Consider the following 26,169-nt stretch of genomic DNA (forward strand, 5'->3'; position numbering starts at 1 on the left):
CTTTTCTCATTTTAGCGTAGCGGTATGCTTCGTAAGTGTGTCTCGATTGCTTCAATCATCGACTTGGTAAGTGGTAAATGCGCTTTTTCTTTCGCCCATACCTCATGGAAGCCTGCTACGGTTTGCTTGGCGGTATCTAACACCAATTTTTCTGGCAGCATGGCCTTAGCGGCTAAGTGTGATAACTCATCCAACGTGAAATCGCTGAATTTTTTGCTACGGCTAACCTTGAGCGACGCACTATCATCTGGGATATAAGGAATAGTCGAGACAAAGTCATAAGCAGGTGCAATCGATGCGGTGCGCTTGTCTTTATAAATCACAGACCAATTCTTCAAATGCATATCGGCATTGCCAATTAACGTATTGAACACTAACCTGCGAGTAAATTCTGCGATGTCCTCGTCTTGACCTTCGATGCCGATAACCTGAGCAATATTCCGCATACTCGCTTTTTTGTATTTATCTTGAGGATAGACACCAAAAACTTGCGCAAAGTCCTCAATGTGCACAGCTTGACCATCTGCACGGTCAAAACGCTTGATCGCAAAAGCCTGAGCATTTTTAAAAGAGCTGCCATATTTGCCAATGCCTTCTGGAATATTGGCAATCTGGTCAATGGAAAGTAGCTGAGTCTCTGGCACCTTAATTCCCAACATTCGAGCCAATTCCATCATCGAATATTCATTTTCTGGCACAGCTTCAAATCGAGACGACGGCAATTTCACAATCCAAGAGCCACCTTTACCCGTAGCAGGAATGGTCAAACCGCCGTTTACTTGTTGTACGGCTGAAAACTTCAACTGCACACCCGCCAATGAAAAGCGCATTGGAGCTTCAATTTTCGTTTCACCTTCAATGTCTTGATGCACATTAGGCGGCAGCGCTTCACCATCGGCCGATTCAACCGTGATCGCGCCAGCTAAATCCTGCCCTAGCACCCACAATAGAAAAAATTCCCGCGCAGGGTTCACACCGGCACGCTCTGCCAGGTAATTACGCATGGTTTCTTCTGGCAAAAGATTAGAGAAAAATGGGGTTAACTTGGTTTGGGTAGGTTTGAAGTTGGTCAGCAAGCCACCTAGCGAATCTTTAAAGCCAAGCCCTAACACGGGCCGTGATTCGTCATTAACGTACGGATCCATAAAGGCAAATAGCGTTCTGTCATTGCCCACATTAGTGATCGTTGCGATGGGTTCACCATAGAGCAAAACGTTTAACGTAGAGACATTATTAGTCATCGTCGTCTTCCTCTAACTGGTATGCTGGCGACATTTGCTCACTTTCATCGCTAAGACCGTTATTATGAGTACCGTTACTACTTCGAATGATCGACTTGATGGCAGGAACAGACTTTTTAGGTACGACAAATAACTCTAGGTCGAGTACACGGGCAAGTGCAATCAAACTGGACATTCTTAAATCAACGCCACCAGACTCGATTTTCGATATATGGCTTTGCGGTACACCCGAACGAGCGCTCAGCTCTCTCTGGCTAAACCCCTTACGTACCCGAGCGTCTCGAAGGCTTTCTAATATCTGCTCTGTTACATAGCTCATTTCAATACGTCTTAATGCATCACTGAAGAAAAATTATATATAAAAACATATCACCCTAACCAAAATAACACAAAAGTGATTAGTTATTGTATATCATAAGAGCTATTAAGATGCGTAATTATAGATAAACTATAGCGCACTCACTTGCTGTAGGCAGATGGGACAATGGGCAGTAATTAGAGTAGCGAGTTTACAAAATACCTCGTTTTAAGAGCCGAGTCGTTGATCACATTCGCTCAGTGATATCCCGCTCTATCCAGGATGAGGTGCAGCTAGCAGCGAAGCGTCCTAGCAGCGAAGCGTCCTAGCAGCGAAGCGCATCTAAATGCTATAAACATTGTGCGTGCTTGAGCAATACACTGTGGTGAGCATCTCTATTTGATAATAAAGGTGGGTTAGTTAACGGCCATTGAATGCCAATAGCGGGGTCATTCCAGGCAATACTCTCTTCAGATCCAGGGCAATAATAATCAGTACATTTGTAAATAAACTCAGCCTGGTCGCTTGTTACATAAAAACCATGGGCAAAGCCTTCTGGGATCCACAACTGGCGTTTATTAGCGGCAGATAAGTAAACGCCGACCCATTGACCAAAGGTAGGTGAGCCTTTACGAATATCGACGCTCACATCAAATACTTCACCGCTCACGACACGTACCAGCTTTCCTTGAGTGTGTTGTGTTTGATAATGTAAACCGCGTAATGTTCCCTTGTTCGACTTGGAATGGTTATCCTGAACAAAAATGGTAGGCTTGCCTGTCACGAGTGCTTCAAACTGTTGCTGGCTCCACGTCTGCATAAAAAAGCCACGATCATCGCCAAACACGGTGGGCTCTATAATCTTCACATCTGGAATTTGTGTAGCGATGACGTTCATCGTGAATACTCTTCAATGTTGACTAATGCGGCTTGCCAATCACTTTGCACAAGACCAAATTCTTGATTGATTTTATCACAATTTAAACGTGAGTTTTCTGGGCGCATTGCGGGGGTGGGATAGTCTAACGTTGTGATAGGGGTAACTTGAATGGGCTGTTTCAATACGCCTTGCGCTACCGCAAGGTCAAAAATTTTTGTCGCAAAAGCATGCCAGCTGACATAAGGAAAACCGGAATAATGGTATATCCCGTAGGCTTGATGACCATCAACGAGCTGTTTCACAATTGTCACTATGGCATTGGCAATATCACCCGCATAGGTTGGGCCGCCAAACTGATCGGCAACAACTCCTATAGACGCTTTGGTTTTAGCAAGACGCAGCATAGTGTTGACAAAATTATGCCCATGCTCAGCAAATGCCCAACTGGTTCTGAGTATAATATGCCGTGAACACGCTCGTGCAACTGCTTGTTCGCCAGCGAGTTTACTTCGGCCATACTCACTTTGAGGTTCGGTGTTATCAGTCTCAACATAAGCGACAAGAGCATCGCCAGCAAAAACATAATCGGTAGAAATATGGATAATAGTGGCATTAGTTTGATGCGCTGCAACAGCTAGGTGTTTAGGGCCATCACGATTAACAGCATAGGCCAATGCGCTTTCTTGTTCCGCGTTATCAACTGCGGTATAAGCAGCTGCATTGATAATGATATTGGGTGAAAACTCAGCAATAACCTTATTAACCCTAATAGGGTCTGTTATATCAAGCTGGTCACGATCTAATGCCAACAAGGTGACATCTGGTAGAGTATTAAGTTGCTTAACTAAACACCTAGCAATTTGGCCATTTTTACCTGTGACCAATATGTTCATACTCAAGCCTCGTTAACCGAACCAGCTAAATTCGCTAAATATTGACCATAGTTGCTGCTTATCATCGGTGCAGCCAATTTAGCAAGATCATCCGTACTTAACCAACCGTTGCGCCAGGCTATTTCTTCTAAACAGGCCACTTTAAGCCCTTGCACATTCTCTATAGTACGCACAAAAGAAGACGCTTCGTGCAAGCTATCATATGTGCCTGTGTCTAACCATGCAAAACCACGACCAAGCAACTCTACCTTCAAGTTACCCTTGGTTAAATACATTTCATTTAACGTGGTTATTTCTAACTCGCCGCGATGTGATGGCTTAACTTGTTTTGCCATTTCAACAACGCTGTTGTCGTAGAAATATAAACCCGTCACAACATAATTTGATTTAGGTTTAGCGGGCTTTTCCTCTATCGATATAACATTCATATTGACGTCAAGCTCGACCACACCAAATCTTTCAGGGTCTTTAACTTGATAGGCAAATATTGTGGCGCCACCGTCCTTGCTAGCGGCATTCTGCAATGTTTTACTGAAGGATTGCCCATAAAAGATGTTATCACCTAACACCAAGCAAACACTGTCATGTCCAATGAATTCTTCGCCAATTAAAAATGCCTGCGCTAAACCGTCTGGTGATACTTGTAATGCATAACTCAACCGAATGCCGAAATCAGAACCATCACCGAGTAAACGTTTAAAACTTTCGCTGTCTTCTGGGGTGGTAATAATTAACACTTCACGGATCCCAGCCAGCATTAATGTTGACAGTGGATAATAGATCATTGGCTTGTCATATACGGACAATAACTGTTTGGATACCCCTCTCGTGAGTGGGTATAAACGAGTCCCTGAGCCGCCCGCTAAAATAATGCCTTTCATGTGTAAATAAGTTCCTAGATGAAAAGGCCCTAGGTTTTGGATCATAAATCTAGGACAACAGATCAATAATTGCAGTAATGAGATTAAATGCCTAACGGCTCACCTTTGTAAGTTCCATCTTGGACATGTTGACACCAATCTTGATTCGTTAAATACCACTCGATGGTTTTACGTAAACCCGTTTCAAAAGTTTCTTGTGGTTGCCAGTTTAATTCATTACTGATTTTACTCGCATCAACGGCATAGCGTCGATCATGGCCGGGGCGGTCTGTCACATAAGTGATTTGCTCAGCGTAAGGCGTGTCTTTAGGCACTAGAGCATCTAAGATAGTGCAAATAGTCTGTACCACTTCTAAATTCTGCTTTTCGTTATGCCCACCAATATTATAGGTCTCACCGACTTTGCCACTGGTGACCACTTTATAAAGTGCGCGCGCATGATCCTCAACGTAAAGCCAATCACGAATTTGATCACCTTTACCGTAGATAGGAAGCGGCTTGCCTTCTAGCGCATTAAGGATCACCAATGGGATCAATTTTTCAGGAAAGTGATAAGGGCCGTAGTTGTTAGAGCAATTAGTCACCACAGTAGGTAAGCCGTAGGTGCGTAACCATGCTCTCACTAGGTGGTCACTTGATGCTTTTGATGCAGAATAAGGGCTACTTGGCGCATAAGCAGTGTTTTCAGTAAATAATGCTAACGCTTCATTTGGGCTATGGCCTTGCAACTCATCTGGGTGAGGCAAATCACCGAACACTTCATCGGTAGATATATGATGAAAGCGAAATGCTTGCTTAGCGTCAGATGACAAGGTATTCCAATACTCTCTCGTCGCCTCAAGCAGCATATAAGTGCCAACGATATTGGTTTGGATAAAGTCTGATGAACCAGTGATGGAGCGATCAACATGAGATTCTGCTGCGAGGTGCATTACGGCATTTGGCTGATGCTGTTTAAACACTCGGTCTAATTCCGCACGGTCGCAAATATCGACTTGCTCGAAAACATATCGATCACTTGACGCTATACTCGCTAACGATTCAAGATTACCTGCATAGGTCAGTTTATCCACATTAATGACGCTATCTTGAGTGCTATTGATGATATGGCGCACTACTGCAGAGCCGATAAAACCAGCGCCACCGGTGACTAAAATTTTCATTTTTATACTGGCGCTTCCAAATATCTGAAATTGTCTAAAAGTAGATTCTACAGAGACTTAATCATGAATAACGGCAATTATTGCTTTCTGTCTTATGAAAGCATTTAGAGTAATAGTGATCTATTTTTAGGACGTTTTATCTGCACTGTTGTGCGTTTATATAATAGTTTGCTAAAAGATTAAGGTTATCATGAGCGATAACAACGCTATAGTTTGATAATTTATTTGAGGACGAACGTCATTTTTTGATAATAAAGTTTGTTATTTCTAGGTTCAGGCTCACATTTGGATAAAAATGTTTCAATGCACCTTCTGATTAGTTACAAATTAAAATATTTACCATAAATGTTACAAATGAACATGGATATATAGCCCTATCCTTAAATCACAAACGTTTATCAGCATCTTTGTAAACTTCAGCGCCTTCTCTTTTTCCAACGGCTACAACAAAAACGGTGATCAGCTCATCTTGCACTTGGTAAATCAATCAATAACCCGCGCTACGCAACTTGATTTTGTAACAGTCTGGTAATTCCCGTAACCGATTAGCTTCGACACGAGGGTGAACCTGCACCTCAGCCAACTTCTTTTTAAACTGCTGGCGAACGGTACCACCCAACTTGTGCCATTCCTTCAAAGCTCGGGGATCATACTCTAATTCATAGGTCATCCAAAGTAACCTTCACGCCAGGTTGTGGATCGGCCAAGCGAGCCTTTGCTAACTCTATAAGGGCTTGGTCCTCATCGGTTAACAGTACAGGCTTAAATGGCAGTACCCCTCTTTGCGCTACATATTCTAATGTTTGGCGTAGCAACTCTGATGGCGTCACACCAAGTTTTTCCAAGGCCGCATAAGAGCGTGTTTTTAGCTCATCATCGACACGAATATTAATGGTTCCCATAATCTGACTCCGTATTTACAAATGTAATTACACCGTATGATTTTGCAGTACAAATAGCAAGCGCCAAATGTTGTCAGATAGCGACCCTAGAGCGAAGCGCCAATAATATCAAACTATATTATGAATGCTCAACGGTATCGAGTAAGTATGAAATTTGCTGCTTTAATAAACCTCAACATAGCAGTTAGATAAATTTAGGTTCGCCACGTTTAGACCGTGGCGAACAAGCTAGTCTTCAGGTCATTACCTAAACGTTAGGCGCGAACTGCATTAGCGATATGCTCTGCTTGTGCTAGTGACATTTCAGGATCGGTTGATTCAACCATCACACGAATAAGCGGTTCAGTGCCCGATTTACGTAATAACACACGGCCGTTATCAGCAAGTACCGCTTCGGCTTCAATCACTGCTTGTTTTACGGCGACTGAAGCAATAATTTCATCGGCATTATTAGCGATTAAACGCACATTAAGCAGTACTTGCGGTAACTTTTTCATACCCGATACTATCTCAGCTAATGACTCGCCAGATTGTAATACCGCTTGCAGCACTAATAATGACGCCACAACAGCATCACCGGTAGAGGCGTGATCAAGGTGTAAAATGTGACCTGAACCTTCACCGCCAATGCGCCATCCGGTAGCGTTTAATTGTTCAACCACATAACGGTCGCCCACTTTGGCGCGTTTAAACGGGATATCCATTTCTTTTAACGCGATCTCAAGGCCAAGGTTAGACATTAACGTGCCGACCACCCCGCCGATCATGGTGCCTTGCTGCTTGGCAGATTTTGCCAAAATATATAAAATTTGATCGCCGTCCACTACGTGGCCATTATGGTCAACAAACATCACTCGGTCTGCATCACCGTCCATCGCAATGCCCAAATCTGCTTCATGTACCATCACTGCTGTTTGTAAACTGTCTAAATGGGTCGCACCGCAATGATCATTAATGTTAGTGCCATTAGGCTTATCATTAATGCTAATGACCTCAGCACCCAACTCACGATATACATTCGGCGCAATATGGTAAGCAGCACCGTTAGCACTATCGACCACAATTTTAAGACCCGCTAAAGTTAAGTCTTTAGCAAACACACCTTTACAAAATTCAATGTAACGACCCGCGGCATCAGTAATGCGGCGGACTTTACCTAACAATTCAGATGAAACACATTCCATCGCATTATGATTTAACGCTTGGTCGAGTAACGCTTCAATTTCAAGCTCTTGTTCGTCATTAAGCTTAGTGCCAGAATTTGAGAAAAACTTAATCCCATTATCATAAAAAGGATTATGGGATGCACTGATCACCACCCCGGCATCAGCTCTAAAAGTAGACGCTAAATACGCCACCGCTGGCGTAGGCATAGGGCCAATTAACGCTACGTTCACGCCAGCAGCAGACAAACCAGCTTCAATGGCCGATTCAAGCATATAACCGCTGCTGCGGGTATCTTTACCAATCAACACTTCTTGTGTACCGGTTGAGGCTAAAACCTTACCCGCCGCCCAACCTAACTTCATTGCAAAATCAGGCGTAATAGGAAACGTCCCCACTTTTCCACGAACACCATCGGTGCCAAAATACTTACGAGACATTAAAAAACTCCAAAAATAAAAAAGTGTCTAGGGCGGACTCGCAGGCTCGTCAGAGAGCGGACTACATCCTTCTAGGTTCTAGGTTCTAGGTTCTAGGAGCGAAGCGCCCTAGAAGCGAAGCGTCCTAGCAGTGACGAAGTCACGTCCTGGCCCTTTAACACCAAAAAGTAAAAAACCAACTACACAAGAGTTGGTTTAAAAAGTACATGATAATTAAGTGTTACTGTTCAAGCAGAATCTTTTCAACACTTTTTTTGAAATCTGCACCCAACTTAGCATCGCGTAAACCATACTCAACAAAAGCATTCATATAACCCAGTTTATCGCCGCAATCATGGGACTTACCCGTCATGTTAAACGCTTCAACGGTATCTTGCTCAATCAGCATATCAATCGCGTCAGTTAACTGAATTTCATCACCTGCACCCGCAGGTGTTTTAGCCAGCAATCGCCAGATTTTTTCTGATAATACATAACGACCCACAACCGCAAGATTAGACGGCGCTTGACCAACATCAGGTTTTTCAACCATTCTTTTGATTTTAGCTGAATCACCCGGTGTTATCTCTACACCATTACAATCGGCTATGCCGTATTTATTGACGTCACATTCAGGTACTGGAGCCACCATAATTTGGCTAGCAAATGTTGCTCTGTAACGCGCTATCATCGCGGCTAGGTTTTCAGTTTTTTGGTTAGCGGTATATTCATCCAGAACAACATCAGGTAGCACGACCGCAAATGGGTTATTACCAATACACGGGTAAGCACATAACACCGCATGCCCTAAGCCTTTCGCTTCACCTTGACGCACATGCATAATGGTCACGTCTTTAGGACAAATCGCTTGTACTTCTTCAAGTAGCTGACGTTTTACGCGCTTCTCTAACGTAGATTCAAGCTCATAAGATTTATCAAAGTGGTTTTCAATGGCGTTTTTACTGGCGTGAGTCACTAATACAATTTCTTTCACACCCGCAGCTACACACTCATTCACAATGTATTGAATAAGCGGCTTATCAACTAAAGGCAACATCTCTTTAGGAATGGCTTTGGTCGCTGGCAGCATACGGGTACCTAAACCCGCTACAGGAATTACAACTTTCATCTAAAATCCTTCTAAAAAGAGTCTGATCTCATGTTAGTTCAGTCTAACTATAGATTAATGACATACGTAAATAGAAAAAAAATCTGTTAATCGGAAAGTTAAGATACGAGATTAATCACTTTTTTGGCCGCATCAGAATTTTTAGCTTTTTGCTGATATACCAAGTCACAAATACCATCAGTTGGCGCAAAACCAGTAGGCGTTTTGAGTAAAATATCACGTATAAGTTCATGATTAAAATTATGACAAGCCATATCTAAGCGGTCTAAAATGACAGAATACTCAGCCCAGGTTAAATACAGCTCATTGGCTGTCATGATGCGTTCATGTTCAGTACCCGTAACATCATCACCAATAAGTAATTCTTCATATAATTTCTCACCTGGACGTAATCCGCTAAATTCAATCGCAATGTCACCCTCAGGATTTTTATCACTGCGAACTTCATAACCACTTAACCGGATCATTTTTTTAGCTAAATCGACAATTTTAACCGACTTTCCCATGTCCAATACAAAGACATCACCGCCCTTGCCCATAGCGCCAGCTTGAATAACTAACTGGGATGCTTCTGGTATTGTCATAAAAAATCGAGTAATTTCGGGGTGAGTAACGGTTACCGGGCCGCCATTAGCAATTTGGGTTCTAAACAACGGCACAACCGAGCCCGATGAGCCAAGCACATTTCCAAAGCGCACCATGCAAAAACGGGTTTTATTTTGCTCACGTGACAATGCTTGTAAAACGAGCTCAGCCATACGCTTGGTGGTGCCCATCACGTTGGTTGGGCGCACGGCTTTATCGGTAGACACCAACACAAACGTTTCTACCTTGGCTGCAATCGCTGCTCTAGCCGTATAAAGGGTGCCAAATACATTGTTACGCACACCTTCAACGACGTTATGCTCAACCAAGGGCACATGTTTATATGCCGCGGCATGGTAAACCGTCTGTACTCCAAACGACTCCATAATGGCTTGTACTCGATTCTCCCGCTGAACAGAGCCCATCATAGGCAATATTCTGACGTTCAAACCGAGTTCTTTTGCTATTGCATTTAACTCACGCTCAATAGCATACAAGGCAAATTCAGATAACTCGAACAAAACCAGTTTTTTAGGTGCTTGCTTTAAAATCTGCCGACACAACTCAGATCCAATCGATCCACCGGCACCAGTGACCATGACCACTTTATCTTTAATGTTGGCAGACAACAGATCTTCGCGAGGGTTTACTGCATCACGACCCAGTAAGTCATCAATTTCAACTTCCTTGATATCACTGTAAAGCTTAGTGCCATTGACGAGATCTGACATTGCAGGAATAGTGAGCACCTGAACGGCTAATGGTTCAAGACGAGTCAATATCGCCTGACGTTTAGCTCGAGTGGCACTTGGCATTGCAAGTAACACTTTTTTGACTGATTTTTGCTTGATCAACTTACGAATAATAGATGGAGAATGAACATGAACCCCTTGAATAACCGTTCCATGTAATGAAATGTCATCATCGACAAACGCAAAGGGATGATACTCGTGACTCTGCACTAGTGAGGTCAATAACTGACGACCACTCACACCTGCACCATAAATGATCACCGGCTCACCAATACGTTTCATCCCAGAGCCAACCATTGATCGAACTATCGCCCTTGAACCACCGATAAACACCAGTGAAAACGCGGCATAGATAATGGGTACCGTCCGGGGCAATTGCGCGTCAAGATAAAAAGAGAACAACACTAATGACACCGTCGAGAAGATCACCCCGACGCCAATTGCCGTTAATGCCTGTGATCCCATATAACGCAATACCGCACGGTATAAGCCTAACTTAGCAAATGCAGTTAAGCTTACTGGCACGACAATAAACAGAAGCAGCCAATAGTGAGTATTCGCTAACACGACAAAATCGTCGATGCGCACCAGCAATGCGGTCCAAAATGCTACACAAAGAAATACGGCATCAACAGTGAGACTCACTAAGCGCTTATGAGCACGTTTTAAACCAAACAAAAATTGCAAAAACTCCATTTTTCGCTCCAAATCAATAAAATTCATCATATTTACATCTTACAACACGGCTAGACGTCGGGTAATCTGAGGTGGGCCAGTTTAGCACAAGTTGCTTTTATCGATGAACCATAAAGTACGATGCTAATACTCAGCCGACAAAAACCATCATAACAAGTCAATGCTCACTCACCTTGCGATACATCATCAACATAGTAGTAGAGACAGCTTTTTCACTGTTTCGCTGACATTGAGACACAGTGAATTCAAACAACCCTAATCAAGTTAATCACTTAGCAACTGTTCACCAATAGATAGCGCTATTTTACAGCATCGCCAGAACCACTACCCGTGACTGTCATCAAAATGTACTTAAAATAGTTTTTGATATTAAGTGTATCAATCATCTTCCTGTCAGTTTTTGCTAATAAGGCTGGCGTAGACATATCAATATTTTGTACTTGGGCCAAACCTGTTACACCTGGCAGAACATCGTAAACACCCAACGCATCACGCTCTTTAATCAACTCTTCTTGGTTAAACAAGTTAGGACGAGGACCAACTAAACTCATTTCACCTTTAACAACATTGATTAATTGAGGTAATTCATCAATTTTGGTTTTTCGTAAAAAGTTACCTAGCTTTGTAATTGAAGCATTACTAGCTAAATGACTGGCAACTGATTTTGTTTCGACAGACATAGTGCGGAATTTGATCAATTTAAAGGCTTTTTTATTCTTACCAACACGAGTTTGAACAAAAATTGGTGAGCCAGTATCAAACATGCCAATAACGGTAACGATAAATAAAACAGGCCAAAGTAAAAGCAAACCAAAGAAGGCTGCTAAAAAATCTATAATACGAATCATTTTTTATTCTCTGAAAGTGAAGCCATTGCTTGCTCCATTGTATAAGGAGGGATCCACCCTAAGACATCTTGAGCATTAGAGGAATCAACCTGTAAGTTACCTAATAACTGTTCCGCCATTGCCGACTTCCTAACTAATCCAGCGACAAATTTCATAAGACTAACAGGAACAGGTAGTTGAATTAACTTTTTATTTAGGCCTTTAGCTATCGCATTAGTAAACTCTTTAATAGAAACGGTTTCACCATCGGAAGCTAAAAAAGTATGACCAGCTGCATCAGGATGATTTGCACAAGTGACCAACAAATCAGCTAGATTTTGAACCGCAATAAAGTCGCGCATATTATTGACTCGGCCAAAGGGTAAAAGAGGCAGTTTTCGAACTAACTTAGTCAATAAACCAAAGTTTCCCGGGGCACTAGGCCCATAAACTAGTGTAGGTCTAACAATGACGACTTCTAACCCGGTTTCATCAGCAATTGTCTTTAAGCCTACTTCGGCATCGTATTTAGATTGAGCATAAGCATTATGGGGATTCGCAGTATCATGTCCACAAAATGCATTTTTTTGAGTACTTGTACCGTTTACACCAATTGAGCTAACAAACACAAAACGCTTAACACCAGCACTAGCGGCATTCCTTGCTAAATTGAGCGCCAAATCGACATTTACGGACTTATAATCACTTGATAAAGATAAATTAGAATGAGCAAGACCAGCTAAATGAATAACATATTTGATATTGCTAAACACATCATTCGACATATTTAGATCTGAAGTGTCTTTAATGAGTTGCTTAGATAAATTAATGCAATTCGAATCTAGCTTTCGTACAGAAATTACACATTTATATTCAAGTAGTTGGTTTACAGCAGAACCAATAAACCCGCTAGAGCCAGTAAGCAAAACCGATTTAGGATCAAAACTTGTAGAAATTAATTTAGACAATACCAGCCTCACAAATTATCGTTAAATAAGTGTAGTATCCAATTACGTATAGAATATTTGTTATCACTGCGCGGAACAGTTTCTATATATGAAGATGTAAAAAATTCATCAGAGATAACTACATTATCCCTATTAATAACAAAGATATTATTACTGTTGAAAAAGTCATAACTTTTAACGTCTGAATTGGTAGTAATTAACTTCTTATTTAACCCTAACATTTCAATAGTCCGCATAGTTAATCCAGTTTGCTTGGGGTGATGAATATCTATAACTGAACTTGATTGTAGTAAAATATTTTTTATTTGAATTTTAGACATTGGCCTAAATGACACATCACTATACGATATAAAATTAAACTCACTTGTGAACAATTTTTTTAATATAAAAAGCAACTTACTAGGACAATAAAAAAAACTATATGTATTCAACCCTTTGTCTTTATATAATTTTAGAACATTCTTAGCCAGTTTAACTCGGTCACTATGAACTGTGCCAATAAAAGAGGCTGCATAATGAGCGTCTAACTTAGTATCATCGATTTCATGCCTAAAATCATTGTTATAAAAAAGCGGTAAAAACCTTACATTATCAACAACCTCACGATCAGTTGGATCAAAAGAAAAAACCTTATCAAAACAGTGAACAACTCGTCTAGCATTTGATTTGTTGCGAAAAGAATCCCACATGTATAATATAGAAACCATATTTTTATTTGTAGCGATTATTTTGTTAACAAACTCTTTATCCATTGTCTCCGGAGCAATAACAAATAAGTAATCATATTTGTTTTTTAAACTTTCATTAATAATATTATTGAAATATTTGTAAATTTCATTATTAATAAAAAACTTAAAATTAATTCGATTGGATATTTTAGCTATTGATGATGTAAACGGACGCTCATCAAAATAGTCAACTTCAGCGCCTAACGCTGTTAATTCATCAATAATATCTTGTTCGTAACCAAAAAAAGATGGTGCAATAAAAAGTATTCTTTTATTTTTTAACATAATTATTCAAACTTATCGAATTGAAATTATTTATACAAACCTTTGGACTTCATTTCTTGAATAGAAGCTTCATATAAATCCTTTTGTATTTCTTGCTTATTGACCCAAGTTGTAAACTTTTTTATTCCATTTAAAAAATCAATTTTAGGCTCGAAACCGACTTTTGATCTAATTAATGTTAGATCTGCAAAATTATGACGAATATCACCAACACGGTAATTACCACTAATTGATACCGAAGAGTTAGATTGATAAACATTCTTCAAAGTTTCTGCAACTGTTAATACATCGGTACAAACACCTGAACCAACATTAAATATTTGATAATTTGCTTCATCTTTAAAAATAGAAAGCATAATAGACTCAACAACATCATCAATGTAGATAAAGTCACGACTTTCTAAACCATCTTCAAAAATATTGATATCATTACCATTTTTAATACGGGTTGAAAAAATAGATAAAATCCCTGTATATGGGTTAGATAATGATTGACCGGCGCCATAAACATTTTGAAATCTTAATGAAACGGTTGGAATACCTAGGCTTTGCCCTGTAATCATAAACATCTGTTCTTGAACTTGTTTTGTTACGCCATAAATAGAAGACGGATGAATTTTACTTTCTTCGTCAGTTGCGAGTAACTCTACACTCACAGAGCAAACCGGACATTTAACATTAAAATCTGCTAACTTCATATCTTCAGCACTACGAGCATTAGGATAAACAATACCATGTTGCTTACATAAATATTTTCCCTCACCGTAAATAGAGCGAGATGAAGCTATCACCATTTTAGAAATATTATGTGGTTCATTAGCCATCAAATCTAACAGAATTGCACTGCCACCGATGTTAACATCGGAATATTTCTTAATCTGATACATTGATTGACCGGTACCTGTCTCAGCAGCAAGATGCACAACGGTATCTATTCCCACCAATGCATCATTCCAGTCTTGACGAGATTCAACAGTACCTTTAATAAATTTAACTTTACCTAAGATTGACCGGTATAGAGGAGATAACTCTGGATTGTCGCCGTGTATTTGAGGTGACAAGTTATCTAAAACAGTGACATTAGATCCACTCTCTACTAACTTAAGCGCTAAATTAGAACCAATAAAACCCGCACCGCCAGTAATCAACACATTTCTCATAATATTACCTAATTATAAATTTTTAAAGTGTAACTTTAAAATAAACTAAAACAAAAATAACCATAAAACCATAAAACCATAAAACCATGGAATTATTAACATAAAAAACTGCAATTAACTTTTCAACTTCAATTTTATATTTGTGGCTGTTAACTTAAATTTTCAAGAACAATATCATCTACCTATTGAACAGGGCTACCGCATGAGTATTTAATTTTTAACCTAACCACTAAATCCTACCTTTAATACTGCTTCAAGCATCGATGGATTCATCATGCATCGCTTTTGCTTTCCAACAATGCTTATCTTCGTCGGCTCTGCTCGTAAAATATTCAAGCTCATATGACGCAGACATGATAGATTTTCCGTCCCGTGTGCGTTGTATATTTGACATGCATCCTCACTCATACAGAGGAGAGTAGACCGCTGGAACTTCCCCAGCAGCCCCTCGCAGAACGGTACGTGAGCCTCTCGACTCATACCGCTCCCATTAAACCATCGACCCTCTCATTCCTGCTCGCCAATGGGCAAACAAGTAACGATGAGTGCAGGCAAGGTTTTCCATAAACTTACCGGCTCTCGTTTTGCGTCGTTGAAGTTTCTTGTACTTGTGCCTCGCCCACCAGATTAACGCTTTGTTTACCTCGCGGAAGACCCTGTACAACTCAGAACGACAGAAGCTGCCATAGTAGTTTATCCAACCATTGATGATTGGGTTGATCCACCGGGCTATTTGCTCAAGACTTAAATCTGTTCGCTTACGGATACCTAGCATTCTAATTTTCTTCATCATCCCTTTTTGAGCATTTCTGCTCGCTGCGGGCGTAAAACTGATAAAGATACCCTGTGTTTGTCTATTCCGACAAAGACGTGGTCTGAAAGTGTACCCTAAAAAGTCAAAACTGATGTTCTCGTGCTTACCTTTTCTTGAACCATCTTTGCAATACGCAATTTTGGTTTTCGTTGGGTGAAGCTCAAGCCCACAGGCTTCAAACCTCTCTTTAAGCTCTACTAACATTTGTTGAGCTTCCTTCTCACTATCACAGTGAACAAGCCCATCATCTGCGTATCGACACCATTTAACATTGGCATGATTCTTTTGCATCCATTTATCAAAAACATAGTGGAGAAATAAGTTGGCTAACACTGGACTAATGACACCACCTTGTGGCGTCCCTTGCGCTCGCTCAATTATTTCACCATCCGCTTTTATCATAGGCGCTTGTAGCCATCGCTCAATATACAGCAGCAACCATTTGCAACCCGTATGTTTGCGTACTGCTTTCATTAGCAAATCGTGTGAAATGTTGTCAAACAGCCCTTTTATATCAAATTCCAGAACCCAGTCTTGATACCAGCAGCGTTTTCTTGTCACCCGCACTGCATCTATCGCTGATTTCTTTGGTCTATAACCATATGAGTCATTAAGAAACTCAGGTTCAACCAAAGGCTCAAATGAAAGTCTCGCTACCATTTGGGCGATACGGTCTTGGATCGTAGGGATACCGAGTATCCGCTCACCACCTGATTTCTTTGGTATCGCCACAGCTTTAACTGCGGGTGGAAAATAGCAACCAGAAGACATCCTATTCCAGATTTTATAAAGGTTGTTTTTTAAGTCTTTTTCAAAATCAGCCATTGATTGCTTATCAATGCCTGCGGCTCCTTTATTCGCTTTTACTAATTGATAGGCTTTAACAACTTGCCATTTATCAATATTGAATCGATGTGCATTCGTCAAGATATCTCCTCCTGCTTAACAGTTGGATATAAAATGAATACTGTTTAACACGACCCCTTCGCTCCACATTCATTACAAATGCTTCTTCACTACTACAGGTCGTTCCGCCCCAGTGCCAGACATTGGTACTCTCATACTTACCATTTTAGTGATTTGTATTTCTCCCTTAACATTCTGACGACTGGTTCCCACAGTTCCTGAAAAGAGCCTGAAAATGAGATCACGCCCACTTTACACCGGACACCACTTACACAGCCTTCGGAGCAACCTGTAAATTTATCACCAGTCTTAGACGCTACTGGCTTTTGATGTCGAGTCTTTGGTTTACGATGCGTCATCATGGGTTCGATAACTCGTCTTCTCATTTCTCACCTGAGCATTTAAATATGCTCGTTTCTTCAACGCTCACCACGAACACTCTTAATATTCGCAGCTTGAAGCGGTTTGAAGCCAGCTTCCGACAGCAGACTTCGATGGGCCAAACCATCATCTCTTCTCAAGCTTAGCCATAAGCTTTTAACATATCCTTATGCTGCAAACCTATGTGCCTGTGGCACACCATCAAGCACCCAGTGCATCGATTCTATGCCCCAATGTTCTCGGACAGCTATCGCTGCTTGCTCAGCACTTAACTCCTTAGAACTAATGTAATAACGATACTCAAGTTCGATTGGTTTTCCTTTCTCAAGGCGACAACTTTCAACCATAACGATATTTTTTAGCCCTTTCCACTTTGAAAAGTCACCGAGTAAGTTTTTACTATCAATAACATAGCACTGTCGACACTCAGTACGTCCGTGACCGTGTTCAATTACGGATTTGTCCGTATTGTTAGCTCGCTGAAATGCGAAGGCCTTTACTATTGCTTCGCGCAGCTTTCCCTGATTACTTTTAACGGCAAGCAGATAATCACCACCTTGGTCCACAATGGTTTTTGCTATCTTTGTTTGACAAGCCATCGCATCGATAGTCACTAACGCCCCTTTGATATCGAGCATTTTTATCAACTCAGGAATAGCTGTTATCTCATTACTTTTTTGTTCTGTTTTAAGCTGACCAAGCACTAATTTGTTTGATGAAGCATAAGCACTAATCATGTGTATGGTACTGGCTCTATCTTCACGATTGTATGACCCTCGAAGCGTTTTTCCATCGATAGCAATGACTTGGCCTTCAGTAAGGGTGTGTATCGAAGACATCCAATTGATAAAACATTGGTGAAACTGCTCAGGTTCAATGGTTGATATAATACGAGCAATCGTGTCATCAGCGGGAATGCCGTTCATGAAGAGGTTGTTGTTTTGAAACCAATCATGATGCCCAAGAATGTATTCGCGAATGTCAAACCAGCCTTTAGCGCCTGCGATAACGGCACATAGCGAACCAAACAGCACCTCAAAGAGGCAATAGGTCACTTTAGCCCCCTGGCGCTGGTCTGTTATTGTTTGGAAATGCTCTTTGAAGTGGTCAATATGCATGGTGTGCTCCCGAAAAAAGGGAGTATAAGATCATAGCGAGATGTTAACGTCAAATAGTGAGTCAAATTATTCAAAAAACATTCACAATCTCGCCCTGACCTATTGAATACTTAACAGAATAATTAAAGTAAATTAATCACATTAACTATAGGACAAAATAATTTTACTATAAAACCTGCCATTTTTAGACTAGAAGAAATTTTGGCATAGGAAAAATCCAAGTTTCACTATAAAATGGATATTAATATGTTAACTAATCCATCAAAGTCAAAGTCAAAGTTTAAAATGAATAGCCAGATAAACAGACAATATAAACTAGTCGAATATATCGAAAGTATAAATTAGATACTTTTAAAAATAAAGTCTAGTATAGGCGAGACAATCTTAAGCTAGAAATAACTAGAAATAAATCACCGAATATGTGTAGGACTAAAGATATAATACAAAGCTATATAAATAATTTATAGTGAATTAAATCAAGTCCTACCCTAACTCTAAAGTAGGTATTATATAAAGTAAAAAATATAGATAAATTTACATATAAAAACACAATGATATAAATTGTACACGGGATTCAGAATTACTTAAAAATATCCGAGTAAGGTGTATTTAACAGATTTTGACCGAAGTATATTGCGCCATACATCGTAAGATGTTCCCTATCGGAGCTAATTATATGGCCAAAGTCATCTGTAATTGGTACTTTGTTAGACACAAGCGTATAAGACAAAAGGGAAATATAATTCTCTGGTGGAATTTTATCACGCATATCATACTCAATGTCAAGTACATTGTCAGAAATAATATTGTACCTATTACGTCGTTCGATATCGTCAAACCTAATAAGCCAATTTAAATTGTATCCGAAGTTTTTAGTTCCAACATAAAAAATAATTTTTTTATTATTTTCAGCATATTTAATATCGTTGGCTATACAATCATTTTTAAAATCCCGAGTAGAAAAAATGATTACATTAGCTTTAGAAAAAAGTTGTTCTGACAGTGAGTTTTTATAAGGAAAGATACATCTACCTATGTCGTCACGATAAATAATATCAACATTTTGAATATTATAAGTTTCAAGAGTAATATTAGTAAAATCTCTTGCAAAAGAGTCACCAATTATAAGCAGTTTTTTACGTCTGTCATTACTAAATGAGTCTAACTTGTATGCAAAAACTTTTTCATTATAAATTCGCTTATCTATATTTTCTACCCTAATCGTTGAGTTGAAAACTCGACTGGGCACCCCGTAACTTATGTTTAGGTAAAACCCACAAGCTATAAAAAATATATTACCTACGATGGAAAAATAAAAAATTTTGTATCGATTTATTAACTTTCTATTTCTAAAAGGTGTTTCAATAAACTTCCACGATAAATATGAGAGTACAAAAATAGCAACTATCGAGACAATGAAAGCAAATATACTTGGCTTTTCAACTGAGTAAATTCTAAGAAAAGCAAAAACTGATTGATGCCAAAGGTATAAACTATAGCTAAGTAAACCCAAGAAAACTAACGAACGATGACCTAAAAAGAAGTGAGTAAAAGAACCTACTCTAGTAAAAACAATAATTAACGTAGCACCGATAGTTGGAATTAACAGATAGAAAACCAGAGATGAGATAGTTTTATCAATAACAAAAATAGAAGTAACAACAAACAGTAAACCGATAAAGCTCAATAAATTGGATGCTCTATTAGATACTAAATTTTGATAATTAGAACGCAAAAAAAGCGATGCCAAGCCACCAATAGAAATTTCCCAGGCTCGTGCGGGTAAAATATAAAATGCCCACTGTGGAGAAACCGCCATAAACCATACAGCAAAAATGAAACTGCCGATGAAAACACAGACTAAAATTAAAGGTATCCTAGATTTACAATATTTCCAGGCAAATAAAAGAATAAATGGAATAAATACGTAATACTGTTCTTCGACGCCTAAACTCCAAGTATGAAGTAAAGGTTTAAATTCGCTGGCCAAATCCCAGTAACCACTTGTGATAGCAAGAAAAATATTATTAGAAAATAGAGACGTAGCAACCAATGATTGACCTAAGTTTTTAAACTCATCAGGCATTAATGTAAAATAACCGACTACTAGACACGAAAGCATCACAATAAATAACGCAGGTAAAATACGTCGAGCTCGTCGCTCGTAAAATTTTACAATCGAAAAGTTTTTTTGCTCAAGTTCCGACAAAATGATGGTAGTAATTAAGTAGCCACTAATCACGAAAAAAACATCTACTCCTACAAAACCACCTTTAAATACCTCAATACCAGCGTGAAATAATATCACGGGGACAACAGCAAGCGCTCGAAGTCCATCAATTTCTCTTCTGTAATCCATGTTTTTTTATGCCGATATAATTATTAAAGTTGTTTAAAATAATTTATCAATCTCACATGGCAAATTAATCAGTGTTGCTGTAGTGAGAAAGATAAGGGTATAACCTTAGAAGTTTTTTAATAAATATAAATATTTTTTAATAGATATTCTTTATATAAAGCCTAAAAACTTAAATATTTACTTATTTTTCCAACTAAACTTATTTAAGATATAAATAGGAAAAAAGTAAACTAATAAAACCAGTAACAAAGTCCCTATGCTCGGATAAAGTCCCTCTCTAAATATCAATCTCAAAAATATAATCATAATAGAAGTATTAATGATCGCAACGGGTAATGAAGACTGTTCAATAAACCGTTTAAATAAATACAAAAACAATGGGAAAATTAATATTGTTACTATTAAACAAAAATACCCATAATAAACACTTTCAATTAATAAATTCGATCCTAAACCATAACCTCGGTCTATCATCAAATACATACTATGTCCTGCAAATTGATATTGTTCAATAATATCTCCTCTAAAAAAATATAATAGTCCTACACTAATTGCACCCAATAGATGGAAAATACTAGCGGAGCCAACATAATTATTATCAGCAATAAATAGCGGAAGTGTTATATAGGTTTCTCTAAATTCACCAATAGCACTTAAATACCAAGGCACACCATTAACAACATTATCACTTCTTATAATACCTAAAAACAACAATAGAGATAAAATAATAATTCCAGGGATGATAAATAAAGACTTTTTGTATATGCAGATACTAATAAATATAGGAACAAGAGAAATAAAAGCTATTGTTCTTGAACCATTTAAAAGATCTAAAGAAACAATAAAAATTGCTGGCAAAAATATTACAATCCTTTTGAACTTCCAAAACATGAATACTGAGACTGATATCATCAAATATGCCAGATTTTTCAATTTAAACGTATCACCGACCTCCCCAGAATAATTAAAAATGTGCATAAAGTCATAATTTTTAATTGTGACATAAAATACATAAATCAAATAAAAACTTATCAACAGCCAAATAACAAAGGTTATTATTCCACCTTCTTGATTTTCAGACTCATTTGAGAGTCGGAATGAAGATGTACAGAAAATATAGGGTACTGCTATACTAATAGAAAAGATAAATATCAGTATAGATGAATAGAGAATTGAGCTTTCTTCAAGCTTCCAGTTAAAATAAAAATCAATTTTAAAAACAAAAAAAGAAGGTAGGATAAAGTAAAATATCAAATAAATACCTGCCCAAAAAAATGGATTTAAAAGTACGTATTGTTTATTTTTTTTAACATCTCTAAAAATATTACTAGAAATTATCAAAAATGAAATCAGAGATAATAGGAAGCTAATGTATTGTAGCATTACTTAAATCTTTTATAAAATCGAAATAGATTAAACACCAGCCTTCTAATTACTCTAAATATAAATAAAGAGTAATAAATAAAACTATTTCTGCCAAGATTAGTGAAATAAATATCTATCATATGACTACGGAGAAAAACGTTACAAATTAAATCAAATTCGTTTTTATGGATCAAATTAGATATAGCAACCTGTTCTGAAATTATTAATTTAGAGTTAATACTTTTCCTACTTGCATTAGCGTTATGTACACGATAACTGGCGACATTAGTAGGTATGAATGCAAGACCATTAATCTTTAATAAACGCAAGTAAAATTCACGATCTTCTATTATCAAATTTTCGTCATAAAAGCCAATTATATTGTATGAGGACCGTCTGATCATGATTGTTGGACCAACGACTGACCATCTTAATACTAATTCTCGACTAATATTATTTTTAAGATTATCATAATTTGCAGAATATAAAGCTTTCATGGCTGAACTATGTATAACATTTGATTTATCATCTATTACAAAAGCATCGCCAATTACGGCATGCTTGTCGACATGTTTCATCAAAAAATCACATCTTTTTTGAATGCTATCATGAGTTAAAGTGTCATCACTAGCGCATATTGAAATATACTCACCAGATGATGCCTTGATTAATCTATTGAGTGTTTTGCATACACCCTGATTTTCTTGAGTTAATACTTTAGCACGAACAGATTTATGTTTATCTAACCAATTTTTAATTTTTTCAAAAGAATCATCTTTTGAACCATCATCACAGAGTACTAATTCAATATTTGAATAATCAAGATTTAATACTGAATCAAGGCATTCTTCTATAAATTGCGAATGGTTGAACACCGGAACTAGAATACTTACGAGGGGTTTCATTTACTGGGACCTTTTATTAATGATTTCAACTAAACTCATTTTGATCCGAGTTTGGAAATTTTCAATGGTGTATTTCTGAATAGCGTCTGTCTGTGCTGCTATAGCCAGCTCTTTTAAATGTGAGCTTTCCAATTGTTCTAGTTGATCAAGCTGCCTTTCAATATCGTCAGCAGATAGTTCGATAATATAACCAGATGAACCTACATCGTAACCACACTCTTTTGTTACAACAGGGATCATAGCACCGTTACCTACGGCAGTAATGACAGCTGTTGCAGTGCCTTCTGAACAAGAGGGCAAAAGGACAAACCCGCATTGACTGGCGAGTGTTTTAAATTCATCATCGAAAACGTTGATAAATCCATGAACAATTGCATTACATGGTAACTCAATGGCATCCAAAAACTCTTTTTCAGCTGGTGTATAGCCACAAATATGTAAGGTCCAATCTGGGTGATTTTTAAATGCCTCTACAGCTAAATCTAACCCTTTATGTAATAAGCCATAACTGCCAAACCAAAGCATAGACTTTCGACACTCATCAAAATTCTTTGAATGACCAATAGCTTCTGCATCTGGTCGTGGATGATACGTTGGGTCGACCGTGTATACATGATTTGCACCACGGGCAGTGAAAGTGCTCTTGGTAACTTCATTTCCAATGCAAATTACAGCATCGGCCATTGACGCCGCTAACCCCCATCGAGTATCGCTAGTTCGTAATGAAGAAAGCGCCATAAACGAATATTTATGATAAAAAGAAATTAAACGTTTGTAGGACTGTTCAGAACAATGAAATGGATGCGATCCCGTTCCGTAATAAATCGTTTTAGGTGAATGATGTAAACTTATTGCTTGGTATAAAGGCAAGCCTTCGCCAAATACTATATCATAAGACGATACATCTAGTTTTGTTAACCGATTGTTATTAATAATATCAATTCTGAATTCCATTTCATCAAAAATAGCGGCTATAGCATTTGATTCTTGATAATTTGAATGAGATAAATAATTCTTTTTATTAAAGTGATAGGTACTATAACTAAAAAGAACCTTTTTATTAAACTTACTATTAAATAAATTTATAATATCTTTCTGAAAACATAACTCATAAAAGTTCAAAAGGGTTCTATTTTTCTTAACTTTCATTTTCAATGTATTTATCATTAGCATGACACGCCCCTATTCTTGTAGAAATAAAAGTAACACAATGAAATAAGTACTGCCATGATAAAACCTGCGTAATATCCATAAACTCCAGCAATCCAGCCTTGGCTATCCAGATATGTATTCATAACGATATATGCTGTTAACAGAACCGACAGCCATTTAAAGAAGAAAAATAGAGCTGATTTGTTTTTTATAACAAAAGCATTCAATGCAGAATCAAAAAACACTAACGGAACAACAAAAACTAACATTTTAAACATAGCAACGGATTCAAGATAACCATCGCCATAAACAAGTACGATGAAATAATCAGATAAAAAATACATGATTGTAGCGCCTATGGTTCCTGCACAGAACATTAGACCAGATAGCTTAAGTGTGTTTTTTTCAAGTTCAAGTGCCGAGGCTCTATAAATTAATACTGGACCAAGAACAGCAAATATCATCGTTGATAGCGATGTTAATTGTTCTAATACACTGAATGCGGCCGAGTACAACCCAAATACTTTCTCACTTGCATTGTCTTGCAATATAAGCCTGTCTAATTTTAAAAAAAAGTTCATACATACAAGACCAAACCAAAGCTTTACACCTTCGAAGAAAAATTTTTTTGCAATTTTCTTATCGAAATGACGAAAGCTCACGTTCAATTTTTTATCATATTTTTTGATGAGGTAATAACACAAACCAGACACTAACATTGTTTCAATTACAATAGGCGCAATGACTACTACAGGATGAAGTGAAAAATAAACAAAGATTAACGTTAATGTTACTTTGGTTATTAATGAAAAAAGTCTCACCCTTGCAGTAAGGTGATAATAACCTTGGCACTCTAAGAGAAATCTAAATACACCAAGTGGTTCTGAGTAAATTAGAGTAATCGTAAGAATTAGAATGAAAGCCAACTGTGATGAGGACTCTATGTATAGCATTACATATACAAAAACACCTAGCCAGACTAAAATGGAAACCGTAAAGCGGTAAATAATTGATGTGACGATAATGCTATTTTCAATGGTGCCATCGGGCTTAACTTTAGAAAAAAGCGCCTCTGCGGGACATAACCACGTTAAAGATGTTGCGACAAACAGAACAGACATCGCATATTGATATGAACCAAAGAGTTCAACACCAAAATAACGCGCCACAGCTGCCGTCGTTATTAGTGTTAATAATATTGTCAACACTTTTTCTGACAAAGCCCATAAAAGGTTACTAAAATTACTACCAGGCTTCATTTCGCTTGTCTTCTTAAACGTCTCAGAACACGAACAGCAGAAAACGGGCTCAGTAAAAGAATGATTAGCATTAATTTTAATTTAATAAAATCAAAAGACAATCCATGTACTCTTAACAATTTAAATGCTTCAGACTTGTTTCCGATCAACACGTTATTAATTGCACGTTCGATATCATATTTTTGAAGGAATAACATTTTCGCGGAGTCTTCAGGTTCATTGACTATTCGCTTTCTAAGCCGAGCTATAAATGGCAGCTCATTGGTCAACTTATTTGTAGCTGTTAAGCTGTTTTCTAAACCCATATGATAATTTGAAAGACATTCAGGCAAATATGCTAATAAGCCTTGTTCTGCAATATGAAACCAGATTTCCTGATCTTCGCCCATATTCTCCCCTTCAGGAAACCATTTATCATGCTCATAAAAATAGCTTGCCTTTACAGCGATTGATGATGCGCAAAAAAATGAATCTAGAGCCCAATACTTAAAAAAACCTTTAATTATGCTACCTGATATGGGTATATTAGCGGGTATAAATGATGACGTTTTTTGGTTCCCCCTACATCTAAAATACGCTGAAGCACCGGCATCAGCTTGAGGAAAACCTTCAAATAATAAAGCTATTTCCTGCAGAAAATTAACTTCATACTCATCATCTGCATCCAGAAAAGCGATATACTGACCTTTAGCATGTTTTATACCGTAGTTTCTGGCAGATGACACCCCCCCGTTACACTTACTAAATACTATAAGTCTTGGATCGGTAATGTCACCAAGTTTTGCGATAGAGTTGTCAATGGAGCCATCATCTACGACCAATATCTCAAAATCGTCAAAGGACTGAGACAATACACTTTGGACACTGGTTATAATGTGGTCTTCCTTGTTATAGAGAGGAATGACCACACTGAATCTGGGATTTGTCATACGGTAGTAT

21 protein-coding genes and 3 pseudogenes are annotated in these 26,169 nt (G+C 38.2%); all 24 read right to left on the minus strand.

The window, feature by feature from the left end; all coding sequences use genetic code 11:
- Positions 1-11 precede the first annotated feature (11 nt).
- Positions 12-1,241, minus strand: coding sequence for a type II toxin-antitoxin system HipA family toxin (locus HNW13_RS08470; protein WP_192115876.1), 1,230 nt, complete (start codon positions 1,239-1,241; stop codon positions 12-14).
- Positions 1,234-1,560, minus strand: a complete 327-nt coding sequence (locus HNW13_RS08475; protein WP_192115875.1) for a helix-turn-helix transcriptional regulator — start codon at positions 1,558-1,560, stop codon at positions 1,234-1,236. The genes HNW13_RS08470 and HNW13_RS08475 overlap by 8 nt, the downstream gene beginning before the upstream one ends.
- 328 nt (positions 1,561-1,888) lie before the next feature.
- Positions 1,889-2,437 carry a dTDP-4-dehydrorhamnose 3,5-epimerase gene (gene rfbC / locus HNW13_RS08480; RefSeq protein ID WP_192115874.1) on the minus strand — a complete coding sequence of 183 codons (549 nt, stop codon included), beginning with the start codon at positions 2,435-2,437 and terminating at the stop codon, positions 1,889-1,891.
- Positions 2,434-3,312: a dTDP-4-dehydrorhamnose reductase gene (rfbD, locus tag HNW13_RS08485; RefSeq protein ID WP_192115873.1), complete on the minus strand. Its 879-nt coding sequence runs from the start codon at positions 3,310-3,312 to the stop codon at positions 2,434-2,436. The genes rfbC and rfbD overlap by 4 nt, the downstream gene beginning before the upstream one ends.
- A gap of 2 nt (positions 3,313-3,314) precedes the next feature.
- On the minus strand, positions 3,315-4,193 hold the full coding sequence (gene rfbA, locus HNW13_RS08490) for a glucose-1-phosphate thymidylyltransferase RfbA (RefSeq protein WP_192115872.1): 879 nt from the start codon (positions 4,191-4,193) through the stop codon (positions 3,315-3,317).
- A gap of 83 nt (positions 4,194-4,276) precedes the next feature.
- On the minus strand, positions 4,277-5,356 hold the full coding sequence (gene rfbB / locus HNW13_RS08495) for a dTDP-glucose 4,6-dehydratase (RefSeq protein WP_192115871.1): 1,080 nt from the start codon (positions 5,354-5,356) through the stop codon (positions 4,277-4,279).
- A 385-nt stretch (positions 5,357-5,741) separates the two neighbouring features.
- A pseudogene (locus HNW13_RS08500) lies at positions 5,742-6,026 on the minus strand (type II toxin-antitoxin system RelE/ParE family toxin).
- On the minus strand, positions 6,016-6,258 hold the full coding sequence (locus HNW13_RS08505) for a type II toxin-antitoxin system RelB/DinJ family antitoxin (RefSeq protein ID WP_192115870.1): 243 nt from the start codon (positions 6,256-6,258) through the stop codon (positions 6,016-6,018). The pseudogene HNW13_RS08500 and the gene HNW13_RS08505 overlap by 11 nt, the downstream one beginning before the upstream one ends.
- Positions 6,259-6,512: 254 nt before the next feature.
- Positions 6,513-7,862: a phosphoglucosamine mutase gene (glmM, locus tag HNW13_RS08510; RefSeq protein WP_192115869.1), complete on the minus strand. Its 1,350-nt coding sequence runs from the start codon at positions 7,860-7,862 to the stop codon at positions 6,513-6,515.
- A 220-nt stretch (positions 7,863-8,082) separates the two neighbouring features.
- Positions 8,083-8,970, minus strand: a complete 888-nt coding sequence (galU, locus tag HNW13_RS08515) for a UTP--glucose-1-phosphate uridylyltransferase GalU (RefSeq protein WP_192115868.1) — start codon at positions 8,968-8,970, stop codon at positions 8,083-8,085.
- Between the two features lie 98 nt (positions 8,971-9,068).
- A complete protein-coding gene (locus HNW13_RS08520; RefSeq protein WP_192115867.1) occupies positions 9,069-11,003 on the minus strand; it encodes a nucleoside-diphosphate sugar epimerase/dehydratase in 1,935 nt (644 codons plus the stop codon).
- A gap of 299 nt (positions 11,004-11,302) precedes the next feature.
- A complete protein-coding gene (locus HNW13_RS08525) occupies positions 11,303-11,851 on the minus strand; it encodes a sugar transferase (RefSeq protein ID WP_192115866.1) in 549 nt (182 codons plus the stop codon).
- Complete coding sequence (locus HNW13_RS08530; RefSeq protein WP_192115865.1) at positions 11,848-12,798, minus strand: NAD-dependent epimerase/dehydratase family protein; 951 nt, start codon at positions 12,796-12,798, stop codon at positions 11,848-11,850. Before HNW13_RS08530 ends, HNW13_RS08525 begins: the two co-directional genes overlap by 4 nt.
- 8 nt (positions 12,799-12,806) lie before the next feature.
- Positions 12,807-13,811, minus strand: a complete 1,005-nt coding sequence (locus tag HNW13_RS08535; RefSeq protein ID WP_192115864.1) for a lipopolysaccharide biosynthesis protein — start codon at positions 13,809-13,811, stop codon at positions 12,807-12,809.
- 26 nt (positions 13,812-13,837) lie between these two features.
- Positions 13,838-14,971: an NAD-dependent epimerase/dehydratase family protein gene (locus HNW13_RS08540; RefSeq protein ID WP_192115863.1), complete on the minus strand. Its 1,134-nt coding sequence runs from the start codon at positions 14,969-14,971 to the stop codon at positions 13,838-13,840.
- 222 nt (positions 14,972-15,193) lie between these two features.
- Positions 15,194-15,379: pseudogene (locus HNW13_RS08545) on the minus strand (ISAs1 family transposase); the annotation flags it as partial.
- A gap of 82 nt (positions 15,380-15,461) precedes the next feature.
- Positions 15,462-16,712, minus strand: a complete 1,251-nt coding sequence (gene ltrA / locus HNW13_RS08550; RefSeq protein WP_192115081.1) for a group II intron reverse transcriptase/maturase — start codon at positions 16,710-16,712, stop codon at positions 15,462-15,464.
- A 560-nt stretch (positions 16,713-17,272) separates the two neighbouring features.
- Positions 17,273-18,190 (minus strand): annotated as a pseudogene (locus HNW13_RS08555) (ISAs1 family transposase); the annotation flags it as partial.
- A 580-nt stretch (positions 18,191-18,770) separates the two neighbouring features.
- On the minus strand, positions 18,771-20,549 hold the full coding sequence (locus HNW13_RS08560) for an acyltransferase (RefSeq protein ID WP_192115862.1): 1,779 nt from the start codon (positions 20,547-20,549) through the stop codon (positions 18,771-18,773).
- Between the two features lie 177 nt (positions 20,550-20,726).
- Positions 20,727-21,932: a hypothetical protein gene (locus HNW13_RS08565; RefSeq protein WP_192115861.1), complete on the minus strand. Its 1,206-nt coding sequence runs from the start codon at positions 21,930-21,932 to the stop codon at positions 20,727-20,729.
- A complete protein-coding gene (locus HNW13_RS08570) occupies positions 21,932-22,819 on the minus strand; it encodes a glycosyltransferase (protein WP_192115860.1) in 888 nt (295 codons plus the stop codon). The genes HNW13_RS08565 and HNW13_RS08570 overlap by 1 nt, the downstream gene beginning before the upstream one ends.
- Complete coding sequence (locus tag HNW13_RS08575; RefSeq protein ID WP_192115859.1) at positions 22,820-23,992, minus strand: glycosyltransferase; 1,173 nt, start codon at positions 23,990-23,992, stop codon at positions 22,820-22,822. It abuts the gene before it with no gap.
- Complete coding sequence (locus HNW13_RS08580; protein WP_192115858.1) at positions 23,986-25,230, minus strand: oligosaccharide flippase family protein; 1,245 nt, start codon at positions 25,228-25,230, stop codon at positions 23,986-23,988. The genes HNW13_RS08575 and HNW13_RS08580 overlap by 7 nt, the downstream gene beginning before the upstream one ends.
- On the minus strand, positions 25,227-26,159 hold the full coding sequence (locus tag HNW13_RS08585; protein WP_192115857.1) for a glycosyltransferase family A protein: 933 nt from the start codon (positions 26,157-26,159) through the stop codon (positions 25,227-25,229). The genes HNW13_RS08580 and HNW13_RS08585 overlap by 4 nt, the downstream gene beginning before the upstream one ends.
- Between the last annotated feature and the right edge of the window lie 10 nt (positions 26,160-26,169).

Source organism: Shewanella sp. BF02_Schw (assembly GCF_014596695.2).
Taxonomy (GTDB): domain Bacteria; phylum Pseudomonadota; class Gammaproteobacteria; order Enterobacterales; family Shewanellaceae; genus Shewanella.